Source organism: Bacteroidota bacterium (genome assembly GCA_039111535.1).
Classification (GTDB): domain Bacteria; phylum Bacteroidota; class Rhodothermia; order Rhodothermales; family JAHQVL01; genus JBCCIM01.
This window is the reverse complement of sequence record JBCCIM010000109.1, coordinates 1-22,422: the sequence shown is the minus strand read 5'-3', so window position 1 is coordinate 22,422 and position 22,422 is coordinate 1. Positions and strand designations below refer to the sequence as shown.

Annotated in this window: 15 protein-coding genes; 1 reads left to right on the top strand and 14 read right to left on the bottom strand. The window is 50.5% G+C overall.

Annotated features, from left to right (window positions below; translation table 11 throughout):
• Together AAF564_16260 and AAF564_16255 are read right to left on the bottom strand one after the other, a co-directional pair.
• On the bottom strand, positions 1 to 2,361 hold a 2,361-nt coding region (locus AAF564_16260; GenBank protein MEM8487108.1), incomplete at its 3' end, for a TonB-dependent receptor.
• 39 nt (positions 2,362 to 2,400) lie between these two features.
• Complete coding sequence (locus AAF564_16255; GenBank protein ID MEM8487107.1) at positions 2,401 to 2,730, bottom strand: hypothetical protein; 330 nt, start codon at positions 2,728 to 2,730, stop codon at positions 2,401 to 2,403.
• Between the two features lie 194 nt (positions 2,731 to 2,924).
• On the opposite strand from AAF564_16255, the gene AAF564_16250 reads away from it, so the two are divergent.
• Positions 2,925 to 5,210: a T9SS type A sorting domain-containing protein gene (locus tag AAF564_16250; protein ID MEM8487106.1), complete on the top strand. Its 2,286-nt coding sequence runs from the start codon at positions 2,925 to 2,927 to the stop codon at positions 5,208 to 5,210.
• 93 nt (positions 5,211 to 5,303) lie between these two features.
• On the opposite strand, the gene AAF564_16245 is transcribed toward AAF564_16250, so the two are convergent.
• From AAF564_16245 to AAF564_16190, 12 genes are all read right to left on the bottom strand, one after another.
• Positions 5,304 to 6,221 carry an OmpA family protein gene (locus tag AAF564_16245; GenBank protein MEM8487105.1) on the bottom strand — a complete coding sequence of 306 codons (918 nt, stop codon included), beginning with the start codon at positions 6,219 to 6,221 and terminating at the stop codon, positions 5,304 to 5,306.
• A 322-nt stretch (positions 6,222 to 6,543) separates the two neighbouring features.
• Positions 6,544 to 8,679 (bottom strand): DUF5916 domain-containing protein, encoded by a 2,136-nt coding sequence (locus tag AAF564_16240; protein MEM8487104.1) that lies wholly within the window; start codon positions 8,677 to 8,679, stop codon positions 6,544 to 6,546.
• Positions 8,680 to 8,837: 158 nt separating this feature from the next.
• Positions 8,838 to 9,848, bottom strand: coding sequence for an ABC transporter ATP-binding protein (locus AAF564_16235; GenBank protein ID MEM8487103.1), 1,011 nt, complete (start codon positions 9,846 to 9,848; stop codon positions 8,838 to 8,840).
• A gap of 11 nt (positions 9,849 to 9,859) precedes the next feature.
• Positions 9,860 to 10,969 carry an iron ABC transporter permease gene (locus tag AAF564_16230; protein MEM8487102.1) on the bottom strand — a complete coding sequence of 370 codons (1,110 nt, stop codon included), beginning with the start codon at positions 10,967 to 10,969 and terminating at the stop codon, positions 9,860 to 9,862.
• 8 nt (positions 10,970 to 10,977) lie between these two features.
• Positions 10,978 to 12,213 carry an ABC transporter substrate-binding protein gene (locus AAF564_16225; protein ID MEM8487101.1) on the bottom strand — a complete coding sequence of 412 codons (1,236 nt, stop codon included), beginning with the start codon at positions 12,211 to 12,213 and terminating at the stop codon, positions 10,978 to 10,980.
• Between the two features lie 787 nt (positions 12,214 to 13,000).
• A complete protein-coding gene (locus tag AAF564_16220; GenBank protein ID MEM8487100.1) occupies positions 13,001 to 14,242 on the bottom strand; it encodes a DUF418 domain-containing protein in 1,242 nt (413 codons plus the stop codon).
• A 2-nt stretch (positions 14,243 to 14,244) separates the two neighbouring features.
• Positions 14,245 to 16,347, bottom strand: a complete 2,103-nt coding sequence (locus tag AAF564_16215; GenBank protein MEM8487099.1) for a c-type cytochrome — start codon at positions 16,345 to 16,347, stop codon at positions 14,245 to 14,247.
• Positions 16,348 to 16,359: 12 nt separating this feature from the next.
• Positions 16,360 to 17,328, bottom strand: a complete 969-nt coding sequence (locus tag AAF564_16210) for a GTP-binding protein (GenBank protein MEM8487098.1) — start codon at positions 17,326 to 17,328, stop codon at positions 16,360 to 16,362.
• A 63-nt stretch (positions 17,329 to 17,391) separates the two neighbouring features.
• Positions 17,392 to 18,603, bottom strand: coding sequence for a GTP-binding protein (locus AAF564_16205; protein MEM8487097.1), 1,212 nt, complete (start codon positions 18,601 to 18,603; stop codon positions 17,392 to 17,394).
• Positions 18,604 to 18,624: 21 nt separating this feature from the next.
• Positions 18,625 to 19,323, bottom strand: a complete 699-nt coding sequence (locus tag AAF564_16200) for a DUF1826 domain-containing protein (GenBank protein MEM8487096.1) — start codon at positions 19,321 to 19,323, stop codon at positions 18,625 to 18,627.
• Positions 19,324 to 19,372: 49 nt separating this feature from the next.
• Positions 19,373 to 21,724 carry a TonB-dependent receptor gene (locus tag AAF564_16195; GenBank protein ID MEM8487095.1) on the bottom strand — a complete coding sequence of 784 codons (2,352 nt, stop codon included), beginning with the start codon at positions 21,722 to 21,724 and terminating at the stop codon, positions 19,373 to 19,375.
• A 235-nt stretch (positions 21,725 to 21,959) separates the two neighbouring features.
• Positions 21,960 to 22,289 (bottom strand): hypothetical protein, encoded by a 330-nt coding sequence (locus AAF564_16190; GenBank protein ID MEM8487094.1) that lies wholly within the window; start codon positions 22,287 to 22,289, stop codon positions 21,960 to 21,962.
• Positions 22,290 to 22,422: the final 133 nt, after the last annotated feature.

Here is a 22,422-nt window from a genome sequence, read left to right as displayed (position 1 = left end):
GTTTGGTTGGACATACCCCGAAACGTCAATCTCAAAGCCGCGGCTTTGCTGTTCACCTGTCTCGATCAGGTTTTCCAGGTCATAGGGATCTCCAGACAACACATTGCGCTGTGTAATGGCGTACAAAGCAAGATTACCATTCAGCCGGCCATTAAAGAACGAACCTTTTAACCCAAGCTCTGTCAGGTCACTTTCCAGCGGATCGAAGTTGCCCGGAGAGGCAGCCCAGAAGTGCCCTTCTGTTGCAGGGGAAAGCGTCACCGTGTTTGTCTGCGGCTGGAAGCCTTCCAGGTACGTGCCATAAGCGCTCAAATTTTCAGTCAATGCATACGTCAGCCCAATACGCGGGATAAAGGCTTCATCGTTGAATTCTTGCTCATCGCCATCAAAATCGAAAATATCGGTAAACCACTCGTACCTGAGATTTAACAGCGTGGAGAGCTTACCTATCTTGAACTGGTTTTGAACGTAAATGCCGTCAGTTCGGGTCAGGTTAGCCGGAATGGCAAATTCACCAAACACATAGTCTTTTGTTACCCTGATGCCATTGGATGGATTGGCAAGGTCAAAATGCGGTACATTCGGCCGCGGCATCAATACGCCGTTAACCGTCATCGTCTCGAATGCATCAGGATTTGCCGGATCAAAATTACCTATTGACCCATCAGTGCGCAGATAACGACGGGCTGTGTTTTGTCCCCCACCGATTGTACGCTCCCATCTGCTTCCATCGTATCCAATCAACACTTTGTTTGTGACCGCATCGCTCTCCAGATCGATATTCAGGAACACATTGATATTGCCCGTATCCCAAAACTGTTGGCGCTCAACGTAGCGCATGGCAGCCAACGTTGGAATGGGGTTTCCTTCAATGTCTACTGCAGCCCTGTTCTCCGTCCGGTGTTCTGCCAAATCTTCATTCCAGGTCTGCTTCATGTACGAAGCGTTGAACTGAACATTTTTGGCAAGTGACTTGGCAAAGCTCGCCATCAACAGGAGCTCACGGGACTTATAAAAATCATTTGAAGCACCCACATTGGTAGACCGGGCCGTACTGTTCAGGTCAAACTCACCGTTGATCCGGCCAAAAATTGGCTGTCCGCGGTCTAAATTCCCGACCCCACTGCTGTAGATCATTTCTGCGTTCAACGCCGTGGTATTATTGGGTATGTAGCTAATTGATGGGGTGATGAGAAACGCGTTGTTCTGCACAAGATCACGAAACGATTGAGCTTCCTGGAACGCTGCGTTGAAGCGATAAAGCAGTGTTTTATCTCTGTTCAGCGGACCAGTGAAATCTGCTGCACCCCTGATGGTAGAGAAACCACCAGAAGTTAAAGACACCTCGCTTCTTGCTTCATCCAAAGGCTTTTTGGTCACCATGTTTACGGTACCACCTGGGTCTGCGCTAGAGAAGGTGACTGAGGAAGGGCCTTTGATAACCTCTACCCGCTCAATATGCGACGTGATGGGTTGCAGGAAGTAATACTGCCGGGTTCTCATCCCGTTAATGGATTGTCCATCTTCCGACTGGGTAATGCCCCGAATGTTGAAGTGGTTGTAGTCGCCGGTTGACGTCACACTACTGACAGCCTTCACTGCGTCAGCCAACTGAAACGCCTGGCGGTCACTGATAAATTCTTTGGTGACTGCAGAGACGGCTTGCGGCAATTCACGGTTGCTAATCGCCACTTTTGAGGCTGAGAAAGAGTAATCGCTGTTATAATCTGTGCGTGCACGGCCTACAATCTCAACCGATTGCAGCAGCAGGTTATCCTCTTCAAGTTGGATGGTGCCCAGGGCCGTATTTCCTTCAATCTGGACTACACTTCGGTAGGTTGCAAAGCCAACAAATCGAATTTCCAAATCATACATCCCTTGCGTACCCAGGGCAATGGTAAAGTCGCCGTCGGCATCGGTGGTGGTACCAAGCCGGCCGGTTTCATTTTCGAGCGTAACCGTTGCACCCTGTAAAAATGCACCGTTTGGGTCGAGAACTGTACCGGTCAGTTGAATTTGGGCAAACGCGTGGTTTGTGACAAATAGTGTCGCTAAGAGAAAAAGTAGCTTAAAGTTCATACCAATTACTTCGTGTTGTACATCCTCTTCGCAAGAGGATAATGTCAGTTGGAGAACACCAGGTGGCGGGTTCAGGTGGATTTCAGATTCTGTGCTTTTCGCGCAGCGGTGCCAGGATTTGGTGGTAAATGCTTCCCGAACTTTTGTGGGTATGCGGAAGTCCTGGAATCTGAAAAAGTGGTCTGTGTCCGCGGTGCAATCGAGCCGCAAACTGCTTTCGATTACATCGATTATCGGGAGGACGTCAAAGCCTGCATGCATCGGAAAGATGGAGTAATCCATGCAGCCTTGGAAGATTTACCGGTAAGAAACGAAGGTAAATCAGACCAGAAAAGGAGGTGCTCTAAGGCGGGCAGATACCCGGAGGCGTAGATCAAGATATAGGGAAGCAACCGGCTCAATGCGTTCCGGAAAGGCCACAGGTACAATAGACGCCTCCGTTAGGGGTGGCGCAACAACCTGCGATACAGCATCGCAATACGGGCAAAGCTCTTGTTCTGCCCAATGTGCATCAACAACACGCTCAGTAATATCCGCCAGATCGTCGTGATGATCGTGGCTGAAAGCATGTAACACCGGATTCGTTACCAAAGCCAGTGCAGCCCACAAGAGCAGCACAGCAAAGCGAGATCGAATCGGACTAAAGGGCATGTTGGGGGCGTTCTTGAAGCAAGGGTGTGTATAATAATACATACTCTTTTAACTTTCAACAGACTTACAAAGGCTTCATCAAAATCCTACTTTAGCTGAATCTTTTTGATTTACAGGGCCGTTCATAATAAACCTCTCGGCATCATGCCCTTTGCCCTTCTTTTGGTTGTCTCCAGGATTTCTGTTTTCTCACTATGCGTTTTCACCCTGCATTTCGGTGGATTTTGTTGTTGCTGCTCTTTTCCCCTGTCCAGCAAACAACAGCACAACTTGCCATTGATTGGATACCGCTCAATGATGGCCTCGAAGGCGATCAGGTAGACCTGCTCTGGCAAAGTCCGGCCGGCACCTTCTTCGCCGGCGGCGCCTACAGCGGCCTGTTCCGAAGCCCGGCCTACCGGGCCCCGTGGGAAATGACTTCACTTCGTAGCGTGCATGCAAGGAAAATAACAGGAGACCAGCAGGGCAACATCTATGTTGCCGGTTATGAAGGGCTGTTTGTCTCAAGCGATGAAGGGCTTACCTGGCAGACAACCAACCTGACAGATCCAGTTTTTGACCTTGCCGTCTTACCAAACGGCAGCGTATTTGCAGGCACGTATGATGGCCTTTACCGACGACAGTCAAGTGATACGCAGTTCTCTCTATTGAAGCAATGGCACCCAAAGAGACACATCAATGGTGGGTATGGAAAGAGTGCCGAGCCTATTTCGCAGATGACCGTTTTGGAAAACGGTACACTGGTAGTCGCTGCCGCTTCGAACTTGTATTATTCGCAAGATGGCAATTCATGGGAATGCCTGTCTCTCGACAGCGGTGAAACGTGTTGGGAGCGCCTTTATGAAAACGGTATAGGTGGCATAGCCCGCGCCCAGATTACTTCTCTGGATTCTTTTGAAAATACGGTGCTGATTGGCGACTATGGGGCCATAATGACCTATTGCCCGTCTTCAGCCTACAGTTTCGACCCCCAGAAACCGCCGAGTGATATTCCAGTACTCGGAAATCAATATATCGACAGTGCTGCCTCAGAGAAAGCATTTTATCAGGTCATGGAATTGTGTAGCATACAAGGATTTGGAGGCGGCTTCCATCTTTTCAGTCGCACGCGTATGCCGACTGCATCCTGGGAAACAATGCATGAGGAGTCATACGCTGTAGAGGTCGATCAAGAAGATGGATGGGTTTGCATAGGAAAAAACAACGGCGTTCACTGTTCAGACAATGATGGCACATCCTGGGTACCCTGGAATGAAGGGCTCTCGAATGCACAGGTGCGTAGCCTCTTGCTTACCGAAAACAACCTTTTGTTTGCAAGTACGATGCATGGCATGTACTTCGACACACAGAAACCGACAGGTTGGACACCTGTTATTTTAAATCAGACTAACGGATATTCAGCGCGCAATTGTATCTCATCACCCTATGCATTTTTACAAGCCAGTGAATCTAGTTTATTAGCCATTGGGGGCGGCTTTTACTACGCTGATGACCCCGCAGATATGTGGGAGCGTGCCGGGACTTCATCTGCAACAACCATATTTACAGATTTCCCGGATCCATTTGATTTCCCTTTCTGTGGTACAACGTTCAACTACTGGGTAAACACCTCAAATCCTCACAAGTACAACGCCTCACCTCGATCTACTTTTGTGCGGGACGAAGTTTTTATGTACCGCAAATCTTTTGGCAAGGTACATCGATCTATTGATGGCTTTGTTTCAAGTGAATCATTTGACCTGCCGGCTCGCAACTCTAAATCAGGTTTATTCACTGCTTCCGGACAGGCACTTTACTACTATCAAGACAACCAGCTGTGGCAGTCACAGAATCGCGGTGATACCTGGCAAGAAGTATCATTTCCTGATGCACCAATCACAGTACTCGATTTCAATGTTTTTGCAGATACCTTATACATCGCAGGCACCACCGCCGGCCTCTACATTTCCCAAAATGCAGGACAATCATGGCAAGATCCCATTGCCAGCGATCAGGCGTTCCATCTCTTAGAAACCAATAGACATGGTATTATCATAGCCGGAGACAAACTCATTTCAACAGACAATGGAGTGTCGTGGCAAATCATCGAAACGCCATTGCCAGGATACGTCAACGACATCGTTTTTGACGAAGCAGGCATTGCATACGCTGCTACCGACGGCTGGGGCGTCTTCAAGTCAGCATCCCCCCTGCAATCGACCACGCCAGTAGCCACCTTGAGTAAACCACTGGAAACCGGCATTTTCCCAAACCCGGCGCAATCTGCGTTCAAAATCTCACTCGAATTATCCGAATTGGCCGTAGTAGAAGTTGAGCTGTACGATGTACTAGGACGCCATCTCGGCCAGCTCTTCAATCGGCAGTTATCACGTGGTGTCCATTATCTTCCTTTTGCAAGAAAAGACAGGTCCGCCGGCATTTACCTGGTCCAGATAAAAGCCGGCGATCAGGTAACATATGAGACGGTTATTTTTAGGTAAGAGAATCTTTTTCTAAAAAACAAAAAACCTTCAACCTTAAACCAGCAACTTGTAACAGCAAACACAGGAATCGAAAGATTCATGTGTTTGTCTTTAGTTAACACGCTCAACAAGCACAACACGCCGGTTCTTCGAGCGTCCGTTTTCATTTGTGTTTTTAGCCTGAGGCGACAAAGGACCCACACCGTGTGCCTCCATGCGTGCTGCATCTATGCCATGTTGCGCCGCCAACTCACGCATAACTGCATTGGCCCGGTTTTGTGACAGGGCCTGGTTATGGGTTAAACTTCCCTGGGAATCTGTATGGCCAACTAGGTAGACGTTCAGGTCGGGTCTTGCATTCATGAGTTTGGCAATCTCGAGCAACGCCGGCTCCGAGGCCGGTTTTAGCGTTGCCTTGTCGGTGTCAAAGTAAATGCCTTCAACCACTACATACCCGCGCATGTCGATGCCTTTACCGAGGGCCGCAACATCCAGTGCAACTTTGTCGGTCTCCATATCCTTCACCTCGATCACGTGAATCGTATAAGCGGCAACACCTACGCCTACGGCTACATAAGCCGTCTGCTCAGCTGCGTTCATGCGTGCAAGGAGATACCTGCCTTTCAGGTTCGAGACCGAATGCATATCTGAGAATTTTTGCAGGTGCACGCCTGCATACCGCTTTGCGCATTCCTTCTTTTCCTGATCACACATATACAAAATTTCCGCACCGGCGCGTTCAAGCGCGTTCTGGTAGTTCTGGTATATCTCAAAAATAGAGCGCTCGATAGGCTTCTTATAGCGCATCTTGGTAATTTTGCCGGCCAGGCTCAGGCCTGTTGGTTCTTTCCCACTTTCGTCCATCCCCATAAACGCATTGTACTGGTCATATTCCTGTATGCTTTTATGCGTCATTTTGGATCCTTCATAAGCTGAAATCAACGGATGGTCCGTTTTGGGAATACGGCCCTGGCCTAAAACCGGACTGGATACACAACACATCAATACGACAAGCGCTAGCTTTTTCAAGAGAAACCTCTCCAGTTTTTTTGTTATAGAGACTTACATCAGCTCTATATGCGCCAAAACTGGAAAAACAGGATCATGGTGTGCGAAGAAGAAGTTTTTCTGATCTCGTAAAAGGCAGGCCTGGTCCTGTTATAAAGTTATTGCAATCAGTGTTTTTAAATCCGCAAACGCATTCAATGAAAGCGTCACATGATGGATTTGATACCTCTTTCCAAGATGAACCTACTCTTTTGCGTTCAAAAGCGGATTTATGTATAAAACGATAAGAACAGAGATACGGCTAAAGCCGGCGATCTAGTTTAGCGCAACGTACGCCGCTTCTCTAAAGCTGCCGGAGATAGCTGATTTTGAATATGGCCTGCTGCTGTGTTAAAAAGCGCGTTGGATTGTCGCGGCGCAATACATCATCAACAAAGTAGCGGGTATCATTGAAGACCAGGTAGAGATAGGAAAGCGGGCTGAATTCCCAGGCAAACCTGGCGTTCCATGCCCCTTGTTCGGAAAACGTGTTGTATTGATAGAATGCATTTACCTGCAATCGCGGATTAAGCGCAAGCCTGAGTTCTGGCGCAATTAAATGCGAGGTTGCATCAAGCGCTTCCTCCCCCAGCGAAGAAATGTGGTTGTACGTATAGTCTAGCCGAAACGCAAGATGCGGAAATGGGGCTACCTGCAAATAGGCTGTTGCAGTTGTAATCTGACCATCGAAATACGGACCCGCGCGAAAATCAACGAGCCCTGCCACCTTTCTGGATAAATCAGAGGCTGCGTAGAGTCCATATTGCGTAAAAGGGTAATTGCCTTCGCTAATGGGCAATCCGAGCGGGCGAAAACCTGCGGCCTCTTCTGCATTTAAGCGCTGCCAATTGAGGCGGAGATACGGACTAACCTGTGCCCCACTCTGCAATACCATGTTTATGGGGCGTACGGATACAAAGGCTTCCTGGAAGCGCCGCGTATTGTATTCATGGTACACAAAAGCAGTAAAACCAGGATTAAAATTGCGCACAAATGCCGGCCGCCAATCTGGCCGCAAATCAAGCGTTACAGCCGGACTGGTCACAATAAGATTTCGCCGGCCCACAAACCCAATACCTGCATTATAATCATCACTGATAATGCTTTGTACATGTCCAACGTACCCCCAAGCCGTCCGATTCCTGAGCCAGGTGTAAGCAGCGACCCCATCTCCCCCGGCACCTTCCGTAGCAGAACGCGATACAAGCCAGTTGGCAATGAAGGTCCCTGGGCGGGCATAGCCATCAAGCGTAAACGTCGTATTTGTCACGGAGGACTGCTCCTCCAGTGCAGCATCTTGGCGCAAGGTCACCAGGCCTCCTATGCGTCCCTGCTTCCCTACATTTTGCAGATAACGGCCAACGCCAAACAGCCGTGCCGGCGTTGCCCCTTGCTCCTGTTGCCGCATAGCTATCCCACCAAAACTGCGGTTCGCCGTACGTGATACAAACCGGGTACCCGCGGTAATAGGAATGGGCTGACCGGCATTATCAAGGCCAATGCGGCGGCTAAAAAACGGCAATACAGCCAGCGTACTCCCAATTTGGAAAAGCTCAGCGTTCTCCAGAAAAAACGCGCGCCGCTCAGGAAAGAATACAGAAAAGCGGGTAAGGTTGATCACCTGGCGATCTGCGTCGGCCTGTGCAAAGTCGGTATTTACAGTGAGATCCAGCACCGTATTGGGTGTAATGGCCCACTTTAGCTCTCCACCTACATCAGGCTGTGTATCAGAATCATCCCCAACCTGGCTCTGATTTACGGTAAGATAAGGCTGCACACGGACATTGCGGGCAGGTGGTGGTGGCTCCAAACCTTCCACTTTCCCTGCAAAATCCATGTAGTAAGGCGTCAAAGCACGCGGATAGGGTTGCCAGGCATGAATCTCGTTAGAGCGGCGTATTTTACGAACAAGATTGATCCCCCACACAGGCGTCGACTTGTCCGGGTACCGCAAGGTAGCCCACGGAATAGCCAGCTCTGCTGTCCAACCGTCGGCATTCACTTCCGTACGTACCTGCCAAACAGCATCCCACTCAGTGTTGAATTGCCTTCCATTTGCTACAAGCAAATCCCGTTGCGTACCCATTGGGGTTACCTGAAATGAAACGGCGTTTCTCGCATCACCAAAAGGATCCAGTACAAGGCCAAAGACGTCATTTTCACCCCAATCAAAATCGCGACGTAAATCCGGTACACGTACACCGCCAGCGCCAGCGGTATCTGCCATTTGTGCGGCGACGTACAGGTAGCGATCGTCAAACCCAAGCCAAACAAGGGTCTCCATGCCGGCCGCTTCGCCATTGTTGGGTTCTACTTGTTTAAATCCAGCGAAAGCGGGCACGTCTTGCCATGCAGTATCATCAAGCCGGCCGTCTATGTCTGGCGCAGATAGCAACCGATGGGCCTGTAAAGTAGCATCCTGGGCGTAGGCTGATCCCACTAAAATCCAGCAGAATAAATTGGCGCACAGGGATATTCTCTTGATGCGCCACCACCTCATGTTATTGTCGTTCATATCTTTATATCTATGCCCAAAAACATGTTTTTCGAAGTATGAATGGTCGCATTATGCCAGCAGAACAGATCGCGACCTCGTCTTTAATGGTGCTGAATGGTTCTCAGGTGTGCGGTTAACCCTATGAGGTCGCGGTATTCGTGTCGGTCTGTGCCATTTTCCAATGTCCAAATCGGGTGCTGCCCCGTGTTTTTCACGGCGACATGCCAGGTGTCGTCAGCACCAATGTCTTTAATCTGCAAGCCTTCGCGTTCGATGGCGCGCTGTGTCCAATAGCGTAACATGCCTTCGCCGGCCAGACTCACCCCTCCCCTGAAAGCATGATGAACCCGAAAAGCGCCTTCTTCCCTGTCGAAATCAACCCCTTCGCTTGCAAACGCCTCTTCAAAAGCCCCATTGAGCACCAGGTCTTCAGGTGCGCCAGTTTGCACAGTTCCGCCTTTCGGCAACAGCCAGATGCGGTCACCACTGCGTAAGGCAAGATCCAAATCGTGCGTAGATAACAAAATGGCCCGGTTGGTCTCGCGCGCCAGTTTTCGCAACAAGCGCATCATTTCTACTCGCCGCGGCAGGTCTAAAAAGGCTGTTATCTCGTCCAGCACCATCATCCGGGGCTCTTGTGCCAGCGCACGCGCCATCATCACCTTCTGCCGTTCTCCATCACTGAGGTCGCTGATATTACGATGCGCCAGTTCCTCGGCCCCTACCGCTTGAATCGCCCACTGTATTACATCATGGTCTTTATCGACCAGTGTGCCCGACCAGTTGGTATGCGGGTAGCGGCCCAGGCCAACCAGTGCATAGACGGAGAGTAAGCCTGAATCCACACGCTCGGTTAAAACGACACTCAACCGCTTGGCACGCTCTCTTGCCGGCATCGCATGCATGTCATCACCATCGATCAACACGCGGCCGGCCAATGGATCCTGCATCCCCGAAATGGTTCGCATCAACGTTGATTTACCGGCGCCATTGGGCCCCAGCAAACAAACCAGTTCCCCTTCATTCAACGTCAGGTTAATGGATGCTGCAACTACCGTTGGTGCTGTCCGGGATGCTTTATACCCTATGGTGAGTTGTTCGATTGATAACATGCTCGTATCCGTTAAACAGCCAGGCTGCGCATATGCTTGTTGCGAAGAATAACCCAGATAACAATGGGTGCGCCGATAAGCGCATTCACTGCATTCAAATGCAAAAAATGGCGTTCCCAGGGCAGATGGACAAAGAGATCTGCTCCCAGGCCCAGGCAGGCGCCGACCAGCAAAACAGCCGGCATCAGAATGCGGTGGTCCGACGTATTAAAAACGCCCCTGCTGATATGCGGTACTATCAATCCGACAAAGAGAATTGGGCCACAGTATGCAGTAATGGGTGCAGCCAGGAGAACGGCACTGGTCAATGCCATCATCCGGGCCCGATCAACTGAAAGGCCCAGCGTTGCGGCGTAGCGTTCTCCGAGCAATAAGGCGTTTAACGGCTTCACCAGGAGTAACGCACAAATGACACCAACGACAATCATGGGCAGGATAATCGGGAAATGCTCCCAGTGCACGCCGGCAAAGCTGCCATCATTCCATGAAGCAAATATTTTCCCTTGCGTTTCATTGGTAAAGTGAAGCACAAGACTAACCAACCCCTGTGCGAGAAAACCAAGCATCAGCCCCATAATCAAAAGCGTAATGGTGCTTACACGTCGGGACACAGCAGCAATGGCCATCAGCACCAGTGCGGAGCCCAGTCCTGCACCGGCTACCAGGCTCAGGTTGTCCAAAAAGGCAAACCGCTCGAGAAATGTAGAGCCGACCACAGCGCCCGCAACAACCACAAGCGCTACACCAAGTTGGGCGCCGGCTGTAATACCAAGGGCCCAGGGGCCTGCAAGCGGATTACGAAAGAGCGTTTGCAACTGCAAACCTGCCGCACCCAGCGCAGCCCCTCCAGCTAGCGCCATAATCGCACGTGGCAACCGCAATTCGTAGAGAATAATGGACCACGAAGATTCCGCGGCTTCTTTGCCCATCAATAGCGCCAGGATATCAGCAAGTGGTATGGATACGGCGCCGATCATGAGCTCTGCGAGAAACAAGCCCACAACCCCGGCAACCAACGTCACAAAAGCGACCGGTCTAAGCGTCGTACGCAAGTCTGATTCTTTCAGGCGCATTGTAGGCGGCCTTTCTTCCGTAGTAACGGTTTGGGTTATGGTAGACATGCGGTCTTTTAGCGGATATTTTGGAGAAAGAACAACTCGTGATCGGGCAACAGTTCAGTATGCAAAATGGACACAAGGTCTTGTAGCACCAGGTCAGGCCTTACGAGGGCCGTTTCGTACCAGTCATAAGCGTCGTTCTCCGGCGCTGCACGCTTGTGGATGTGATAAACCCGGCCTTCACGAAAGGCAGGAATGGTTTCAAGGGTACCCGCAGCTCCCAATGTTTCCAGTGCCACGTGTTCGGTTAGCCAGAACTCCGCATCCGTTGCTTGCGCCAGAACAGCTTCTGTACTAAGGGTAATGGCTGTCTCACCAGAATCTGGCAGGAACGGGTTATGACCGCCGGCATCTTCGAGGGCCTGTGCCATCCAGCTGCCGGCTTCAATCCACCAGCGCCCTCCCTGACTCAAAGGCCCACCCCAAATGGTTACAGGTCGTCTTTCTTGCGCAGCAACACGGTCTTTCAGCGCAAGGTACCGATCTGCAACATCCGCGAAATAGGAATTTGCTGCTGCTTCTGCGTTGAGGAATAACGCCGTATGTTTAATCCATTCCGCCTGCCCCAGAATTGTTGGTTCTCCCCAGCCGACAACTGGTACTGTTGCTAGCCCCAACGCACGGCCTTTATCCAGGGCCTCAGTATGGTTAAGGCTGGAAGTAAAGAGAAAAACAGCACCCGGTTGATCGGCTAGTATGATCTCAAAGTTGGGCGGACCGTGGAACGATTCACCAACGCTGAGGAGCGCGCCATCCTCCCATTTTTGGCGCAGCACAGGATTAAAAATACCGCCACCCGCCATACCAGTAACGCGGTCCACATATCCCAGGTGAGACGCTCGCGCAATGCTGCCATCTTCATTAGAAGCAAACGTCCGAACGGGCACCTGTACCACTGCAGCACCTTCAAGCTCGCCTTCCAGCGGAGGAGCAGGCGTTCCACATTGCACCAGCACAACGGTGTCAGACACATCCGGGCCCCACTCAGAGCCGGCGACATTAGCCTTCAACACCTTATAATGTTTGTGGTAGCTTACCCGAAAACGATCTGCATACTGGAGTTCAACTTGTTCGGGAAAGTAATCTACAGAAGCATCATACGCTTCAACACAGGCATCCACCAGGTTGGTTGCAGGCACACCCGATTGCCCCTCCCAGGCAAGAGACGTTTCCGAGGTAGACGTAGCAGGCTTACAACCCAACAAAAAGGGAATCAGGCTCATAAACAGGAAAAGGCGTAGACTCATGGCTTTTCAAAGAAGTCGAAGTAGACAGTCTCGTGTTCAGGAAGGATAGTTGGATGCAGCAGCGAAATAATAGCTGCAAGCACGAGACCGGGACGAACAACAGCGATTTTGAAATAACCGCAGACGTTATGCGCCCACTTAGTGTGCATTAATTAAGGGATGGGCTCGTTTGGGACCTTCTAATACCGCGTCAATTTGATGCATTACCATCAGTCTGTGACGTACCTCTCCCGATAGGCTTCGGGTAAATCTCGGCAAGAAAAAGGGAGCTATATTAGATGTGGGTAGGAGGTGCTCTCAGGCGTGTCGAAAAATGAAAACGGAGATCTGTCTTTAATAGTAAAGGGGTGGCAACATTGTCCTGCCACACTATCGGAACTGATTCACGCGCCATTACGGTTGTAGCGGCAACCGATACGGCATCACAGTAAAGACACAGGTTGTCGGACACCCAAGACGCATCAGAAGTATTCCCTGCTCCATCCTCGCAGCTATCATTATGGATTTCAGCGTGGCTATGCAAAAATGCATGTAAAACAGGGTTTGCTACTAAAGCCAGAACGGCCCATAGCAGCAAGAGCACATAGCATTTTCGAGTAGCGTGTGTGGGCATAGTGGGGTGGTATCGAAAAAATATGTGTGTAGTCTAAAACACACTAGATAGACTTACAAGGGCAAAGCAAACCCATGAACCATTTTCAATGTTTGAAATCAACTGGATGCCATGCAGCTCCTTGGCACGGGTCTACGGCATTGCAGACAAAAAGGGTGCACAACCTGCATCCGCTCATGCCTCTACTGATTGCTTTTCTTTGCGGTACGAAAGCTTTCGCCATATAAATTCCAAGGGACCCTGCTTAAACCGTCTAAGCCATGCCCGGCTGAAGGCCCATTGTGCAGCCAGTATGCCAAATGCAACCAGCGGAATAAACGCATAAGGTACCTTGTTCATCAATCCAAGTCCATAGCCAAAAAACAGGAGCACGGCAATGATATTCTGAAAGATGTAGTTCGTCAATGCCATGCGTCCAAGCAACGCCAAATTGCGGAACACAATACTTGCTCGACCAGACGCCCAGGTGTACACAAATAACATTGCGATCCCCAAGGCCAAACTTGTCGAACCAATGTGATTGGTCAATCCTTGCAGCAAACCAACAGGATCCACGCCGAAGTAAGACCCGGTCGTAAACTTGGTCCAGGCATAGCCGAAGCCGGCAACTAAACCCAATCCTCCTATCCAAACAGCCGCACGTGGCACTGCGATGTCGTTATTACGCAGTTTGGGCAGCCAGTGCCGCGCAAGCAGCAGACCTATCAGGAAAAGTCCCAGTACCTGAAAATAACGCCCCGACAGCAAGTAACTCATCGGTCGAGGTATAGCCTTCAAGACATTAATAAGGAAGACATGTACCGGTGCATCGGACGTTCGCATCTCAAAAAGTGTCCGATCCGCGTATCCCCACTGGCCTTGCAGATCTGCCGACAAACGAGACATCACACCCCAAAACGGAGCATCGTAGGTAAAATACAGTATGCCGTGGATAACAAGCGGAATCGACAACAACACCAAAATCCAGCGCAGCAGCGCTCGATCTGAGAGGTTTAAAAATAAGGGCAAAAACATCCCCAAAACGGCATAAAGCGTCAAGATGTCTCCGTTCCAGATAAGGAACATGTGCATCAAACCGATGCAGCAGAGCACAACCATCCTGCGATACCAATAGGAGAAGAAATTTGCCGATCTGGCGCGAAAGCGTTCAGCCTGAAGGGCAAAGCCAACCCCAAAAAGGATGGAGAAAATGCCGTAGAATTTGCCTTCGATAAACCAGTCAATGAAAAACAGCATCCCGCGATCGCCCACCGGCAGCATCATGCGTTCTGTTGGGCTTATCGTATTGAAGCCCATGAAGCTATAAAGATTGGCAAACAGGATCCCAAACAGCGCAAATCCGCGCAGTGCATCCAGTACGACCAGCCGCTCCGTTCCTGTGGTAGGTTTTATGCCCGACATAACACTTTTTTCCATCCCTAATTCCCATTTTGCACTGGATAACCCAGTTGGGCCCAAACAAGAATCCCTTCATCAAGAATGGCCGTGTTCTTGAATCCATGGTTTCTCAATTTCCTGATTACGCGTCCTGAAGCTGCATGGGGGCACGCGCAATACGCCACAATCCAGGTGCTGTCGTTGGGGATGTCGTCTACAAACGCTTCGGGTTCTTCGTAGTACGGGACGGGGGCTGCACCCGGGATATGCATCTGCCGCCATGCGACCGTGGAGCGCGCATCCAGCAACACAAAACGCAGGCTATCTTGCAGCGCCTGATTAACCTGTTCAGCAGAGACATAGAGTCCATCGCGCAGTTCAAACGCCGGCGCCGGCCGATCCGGGTTCAGCACATACGCTTCGGGGCCTGGGACGGTGATCGAATCCCGTTTGGGCACATCCCAGCCCGAAGCCCGGCTCCTTAAAAATGCAGTGACGGCGTCTATTTCGTCGCTGCTCAAACTATCCTTAAACGCAATCATCGGCGTCCCATCTCTTCCTTCTGCGATGGCGTATCGCAAGAAGCCATCTGTTGCTGTGGCCAGCAACATGGGGTTACCCAGGGCCGGTGCGGAAATGCCCTCCCCCTTTTCACCATGACACGACGCGCATATTGCAGCATAAATTTCAGCGCCACGAGCGACATCTCCCGTAACAGGATCTCGCGAGATTTTAACATTGTCTTCAACACCTGCTTCCTCGTACAACCACTTCAATAAGAGCTCGATCTCAATGTATTCTAGGGGTCCCCCCTGTGCTTCGTAATACCCTGCCATCGCCGTATTCGCACGGCCATATTGAATGGTATAGCGCAAGAAATTGGAAGACTTCGAGGAGGCCAGCAATGATTGAGACCGGAGAGAAGGTGCAAAATCTGCTGCATACCCCTCCCTGTCGTCGCCATGGCACAACGCACAATATTTCAAATACATCCCTTCTGCGTGCTGCCGGGCGGTGCTATCGAGCGTTGATCCAGGATTCAGTTTGAATTGTTCAGCCAGTAAAGCCTGTCCTTCCGGTTCTTGCTGAAAGGTAAGCTGCACCCCAAATGCATAGTCGTGCAACACAGTCAACTGACTGGACAATGAGTCTCCTACCAATGCTCCATCCGGCAATCGCTTGCTCAGGTACGCATAGGTGGCTGTTAGGTCTTCTACGTCAAATACGAGTGCAAAAATTCCTGCTCCCTGGTTTTCCAGGAATCGGGTTGGGGCATCTTCCGGCCCGGATGGCGTTGTTACCCGCAACTCTTGATTTCTTTTGAGCCTGAACCGCGCAACACTGTCAGCTTGATTTGCCTCCAGGTCAAGCAATCCCATCCGCTGAAACGCTTGCTGCGCTGACTCAAAATCGTCCACAACAAGTTGTATCGCAGCCAATCCTACCACGCCATTGGGATGTCCTGAATATGCCCGTCGAAACGTATGGTAGGTGTTCCACTCATGCATGTTATCATAAGGGAACGTGGCGCTTTGTATAAATTCAGGAAGATGTGCGGACAGGTGCCTGTTTTCCAGCCCGACATTGAACCGCTGCGAGCTGTCAGCGGACCACGCAGACGATTGTGATGTCCGATTGGGCAACCAATACGAGCGTACCGAATCCATTCGGAATCCCCGGGATGACATCCACAGGTGCGTACTGTCTACCGAAGAACTCGACAGCGCGTACATTCTTACTCCCTCCCTTTTCCCTAAAAAGTCGCGCAGCATGGCATCATTGCCGGCGACGGCAACCGTATCGTTCTCAGCAACCAGATCAATGGAGGACATGTCAGGAAGGGATATAGGCAGGTTCATCATGCCTTTAAAAGCACTTGCCCCGAAAGCGTCTTTATTTCGAATGTTAAACCCAAGCGAGTCGGTGAAATAGTCGCGGGCATCTTCCAAATTGTCTACATATAGCGTTGCACGCTCGATGCCAAAGCCCTGGCCCAGAAGGGAGCCGGGGTCAACACGGTCTTTGGATTGCCCCGACGTGCAAGCTGTAAGCAATCCGAAGAGCATCATCAGAACAGCAATAGCACGGAAAGCCCTAACCGGATTTGATTCAGACATACTGGTGTGGGTAGTGTAGTCTTTCATTGTTGATCTATCTCATTTTACTAAATGACGATTGAACATTTTCTCTAAAGGCTTCCTTTTCAATTCCCGGCCTATAAAGACCAGCTTCCCTTCTCGGTTATGTTCATCTTCCCACGGACTCCCATCTGTCGCGATAAAAGCACTTCTGGCTGATTGTAGAATAACGCGATTGGGGTAGCGAGGAATGGCGATAAACCCTTTCACTCTGTAAATCTGGTCACGGAACAGGTGCACAATCCGGTTGAGATCGAGCATCAGTTGATTTAGATCAAGCGGGCCGGAAAACGTGAGGGTTAGCGTTGTAATTTTGTGTCCGTTACTTCCAGCGTCTGCATATTCATGGTAGTGGCGCGCAGGTGTTTTCTGCTCGACGGTTTCGGGTTTGGTTGTACCAATATCCAGTATTTCGCTCACAGAAAAATTTCCTTGCTGTCCAGTAAGCGTACTGGCATTGGGATTTATACCTCTTAGTACGCCAGCTATACGCTCCACTTCATGCTGCGGCACCGTGTCACTTTTGTTTATCAGCAACACATCAGCAACCGCAACCTGCCGCAAGGCTTCTTTTGCTTCAGCCATCCATGCTTCAACCTGCCCTACATCTACAAGACAGATGACTTGTTGTAATTCAAAAACCCGCTCTACAGCAGGGTATTGCAGGAAGACCTGTACGATCGAGCTGGGATCAGCGATGCCCGTGGTTTCTATTACCAGTCGGTCATATTGATCGGTACGTTTGCTCGCCTCTTCCAGAATATCCAGGAGACCATCTGCCAATGAACAGCAAAGGCATCCAGCGCTCAGCTCCGCCACTTCTTCTACCCCATCCACGACCAACGCACCGTCTACATTGGTCGCCCCGCATTCATTTTCAATAACAAAAATTCTCTCCGGCAATCTTTCCCGAATAAAATGATTCAAGAACGTAGTTTTGCCGGCACCGAGAAAACCTGTAATCAAATGAACGGGGACTCTTTTCATACACTTGTACGCATTTATTGACTGGAAGCCTGCAACATATCGTACACTGCTGACACGCCTGCTTTAAGAAAAGAACACATGGTCGCTCCAAACGTCTGCACCACGGACCAACTCCGCATCGGTCAGCAGGCACTTGTCCAGCGTCTCGGTCAGGGCTTCTGCATCCATTTCATTGCCGATGAACACAATTTCCTGCCGGCGGTCTCCTGTCACATTATCCCAAACGCGCATCGTTTCATCCTGCATGTACGGATCCTGCGGCCATCGCTCCCTCGGGACATCAGCCCACCAGTTGCCTACAGCATTCCAGTTTTTGAAGCGGCCGGCGTGGCTCCAGACGAGCATCATCTGAGGCATAGAAGCAATCCAGAATACCCCTTTCGAGCGTAAAACACCAGGCCATTTGCTCCGGAAAAATTCGTGGAGGCGGTCAGGATTAAATGGCAACCGGGCGCGATATACAAAACTTGAAATACCGTATTCTTCGGTCTCAGGTACATGCGTACCGCGCATCTCTTGTAGCCAGCCGGCAGACTCGGAAGCTACGGCAAAGTCGAACAGTTCTGTCCCTACAACCTTGTCGAGCGGTACATCAGAATACTGTGTTTCATAAATCTGCGCGCGTGGGTTCAAGCGCTTAAGGGTTTGACGAACAAGGTCTTTATCCTCCGTTGTTACCGTCTCAATTTTATTGAGCAAAATAACGTCAGCAAACTCTACCTGGTCAATCAATAATTCCGCAATGGTGCGTTCGTCTTCCTCTCCTATTTCCAGACCCCGGTCTTTCAAACGCTCAATGGAACGCAACTCCTCGAAGAAGCCACTGGCGTCTACAACAGAGACCATGGTGTCTAACGTAGCCCATTCAGACAGCGATACCCCACTTTCATCCTCAAAGGTAAACGTTTCAGCTACCGGCAAAGGCTCGCTAATACCACTTGATTCGATTAGCAGATAGTCAAAAGCGCCTTCTTTTGCGAGGTTTTGGACTTCTATCAGGAGGTCCTCACGCAGCGTACAGCAGATACACCCATTTGACATTTCTACAAGGCGTTCATCTGTACGGCGAAGCGCTGTCTCTCCTGATTGCACCAGCGCAGCATCCACATTGATCTCGCTCATGTCGTTTACAATAACAGCAACCCGCAAGCCTTCACGATTTGAAAGGATGCGGTTTAACAGCGTCGTTTTACCAGCACCCAGGAATCCAGATAGTACAGTTACCGGTAAAGGCGAAAAAGATTGATCGGGGTGTATTTGTTCGCTTGTTTCCATTTAATTTTAGAGGTGTGTGACTTAATCAGGTAAATAAATAGATGTGATGGTTGGTTGCACTTCTTTTGACAGCCAAGCTTCTTCTTTCTGCTGCGTTGTCAACATCTTCTCCCAGAATTTGGGATGGTCCAGACGCAACAGAATGGACGGACCACTCAGGGCGGCATCTGGTGTTCGGTGGAGCAAGCCATTTGGCCCCCCCCGAAAAACCACGACATTCCAGGGGTCGACAAATCTGATTGCAGTCGGGTCTTTTAAGATCTCCTCATTGGGCTTGCCGTCCGCATAGGCCTGTCGATCAGCAGCTTCGTCGGGCAGGTACTCTGTGCCTTTGCCGGCGTAGGTGACCAGTGCTCTTAGTGGCACACTGTCTATGTGATAGCGCCGGCAACCACGTTCGGTGCCCAAATAAAACCCAGTGGATTCCAATCCCAACGTATCAGCAAAAACGCTGCACACAGCTGCCATATCTGCCAGCCAGTGCACATAAAAAGGGTCAGCCTGCAGCGCGGCAGGGATATCGCCTTCAAGAATGTATTGAATGTCATCCCTGGCGGATTCTTTGAACACTTGTCCGATTACCCCAAAAGGCGTCTGCATGAGTTGCTGGAAAAAGGCGTCAGCACCATCAGGCATCTCACGCTTCACAATAGCTAACTGGTCCGGACGCCTCGGGAAGCTCGGTAGCGCCTGTAATGACGCCGTTTCGAAAATATGCATATGTTCTCCTTTAATCTGCTTCTGAATTCAGTAGCGCTGCTATAGGGCGCTAGTTCTGATTGCCAAGCGGTACCTGTAACCTTAAAATGAGACTTCTCCCGGGTTCATCTGTATAGTACCGGAAGCGGCTCAAATAATCTCTGTATGCTGTGTTCAGTGCATTGTGTAACTCGAGGCTCAGGCGCACGGGCGCTTGCATGGCAAACGTAGTTGCTATGCTGACATTGTAAAGCGCATACCCATCCGGTGGCGGTGCATAGTCAACACCTTCGGGTACGCGATTTTGCTTCTGCACAACCACCCCCTCCAGCGCAATATGCGTGTCTCGCATGCGCTTGCTTTCTGGCAAGTTACCCTGCAATTTCAATGAGGCGCGGTCTGCCGGCATGTTGATCAGGGGCACATCATCATCCAGATTATCGCCACGAACAACAGACACCTGTGCCGCAATGGTTAACCACGATAGAGGGTCATATCCAAGGGCAGATTCAAAACCACGGAGGCGTGCATCCGCCTGCTCATACTGGAAGGATGGGAAGGCACCGCGGATCGTAACACGGGGTACTTCTTCAGGAAACAGATAAATAAACCCGTTAAACAGATTATTGTAGGCGCTAAACTCCAGCCGCACCCGCTCCGCATCGTGCCGCAGCGTTGCATCGAGGCCGACACTGCGTTCAGACTCCAGGTCTGCGTTCCCTTTTTCAAACTGGGCGGTCCCGTGGTGTACGCCAAAATTGTATAACTCATTGACGCTTGGGGGCCGCCATCCTGTGCCGAGGTTCACGCCAAGAGACCAGGTTGATGCAAACTGCCAGGTTGATCCTATCACCCCGGAAAAGTTGGCATAGTCAGATATGCGTTTTATAAAGTCGCCGCGACTGCCAAACTCTTTTGGCCATGCACGCACCCATCGATAATCAAAGCGAGCGCCAGCTTCTACAGTCAGCGCATCCTTCACCCAGGTCTCTCGGGCAAATACCCCCCCCGAAAAAGCCCGGAAGTTTGGTATAAGAAAACCCGTGGCTTCGTTTCGATTGAGTTGGCTCATACCGTTGATACCAAAGACCCCAAAGAATCCATTAGCAGGCTTGTGATGGAATTTTAATTCCACGGAGTTCGTGACAAGCGCCAGATCAAAGGCCGGGCGCTCCGTTGCAAGCGAATCACTTGATCGTGAGTGCGCATCAAACTCCTGCCGGCGATTCACCTGAAAGCCATACTGGGCCTCAAACCAGCCCCCCGAACTCAACCGGTAATCTCCCCGCAAAGAGACAAGATTATGGGTGATTTCTTGTTTTGGAGAGTTAATATCGTAACCAAAATCTCCTTCAAAAGAGGGTCGCCCCCGCTCAATGGCGCGCAATAAGTCGTTGTTGTTGCCAATGTGTGCACCGGTAAATATGCCCAGCGTGGTACTAAACCGACTATACAAGGCAACCAGATTCACGCGGTCTCGGCGCAGCCCCACAGACGCGGACCCATTGAACTCCTTGAATGCGGAGTTCCTGATCAGGTAATCAGGCGTTTTTGAATCGCCGGCTTTCCGGTAACTGCTTTGTACCCGCCACCCCAAACCAGCAATTTTATTTGCAGCGCCTTCGAGGTAAAGAGAGCCGGCGCCTTGCAAGTTGTTGGAAAAGCCATTGGTTGAAAGTATCCCTTTGATACGTTCTCCTGGCACGTAGGGTAATTCCAGGGGATCCAGCCGAATCACGCCTCCAATGGCGCCAACGCCATATTCTACACCGGCAACACCCTTGATTACCTGAATTTTGACGGGCGCAAACGGATCAATTTCGGGAGCGTGTTCGCCCCCCCACTGCTGGCCCTCCTGAGCAACGCCGGCATTAAGTACCAACACACGCTGGCTGTGTAATCCCCGTACAACGGGTTTTGAGATAGAGGGTCCTGTACTTAATGCGGTAACACCAGGCAACGCCTCCAGCGTCTCTCCCAGCGTCTGACCACGGACTTCCATGAGTTCAGCCGGATCAAGAACAGAAACTGCGCGCGTGCCGCGTGTGAGTACCGTAGTTCGATCTTCTGCAATGAGTACTTCCCCCGTCTGAAGCACATCTGACTTCAAAACCACGTCTTGAACAATCAGGGCATCATCAACGCGAATGGGTACTGTTTGATTTTCAAAACCGATATAGCTAAACGAGAAAACGTGTTCACCCGCCGGCAGCGTATCTACGCGATACCGTCCTGCTTCATCCGTAACGACTCCGCGTTCCAGATTGGGCAAGGCAACGTGTACGCCTGGTAAAGCTCGGCCCTCCGTATCACGCACCGTGCCTTCAACAGATTGTGCACTGGTGTTTGGGGCGTAACAAAAGAGACAGATACATAAAAAGGCTAGAGGCAGCCGACATTTTGCACCGCAATTACATTGCATGGGCATAATACCTGATCGTAAAACTTGAGATGGCGTAGCGTACGCAGCGGCTCCACCAAGAAATAGAGAAGCTTTCAGCCAAGGCATCTTGGCTAAATTGGATCAAGTTTGACGTCATCCCCTCACACGAACAGGCAAGGCTACATCCTATAGGTCACTGCCTGCCAGAAATTCTGATCACATCCAAATATCGACTGGCAAACATCCAATGGGGCTTTGCGGGAGCGGGAATCGGTCAGGCCATTGCAGGTGGTGCCCGCAAACGGGCAGAAAGGAAGAGCCTGCAATCAGCGATACGCGCTATAACAACCGCAGTTTGCTCGTCTAAATCCTCCAGGAGGAAGAAAGGTGGTGGCGTTGCCGTGTCGGCAAACGGCGAAACGGCGTCGCAATATGGACAAAGATCCTCGGCAGTCCCTTCTACCAGCGCAACAACATCAGAGCCCTCATTGTGGCAATCGTCGTGACTGTGGCTAAACGCATCGAATACAGGATTCAACACCAAAGCGCAGGCCGCCCACAAGAGCAGCGCAGCGTAACGATATCGAACCGGGATTGAGGTCATTTGCCTAGAATTGCCAGATACACAAGTGTGTATAATAATACACACAATTCAAACTTTCAAGAAAAACGGAGAAACCTAATTTTATTTGACTTTCTTAACAAGAATCTAATATTTTTTTACAAAAGAAAGTGTT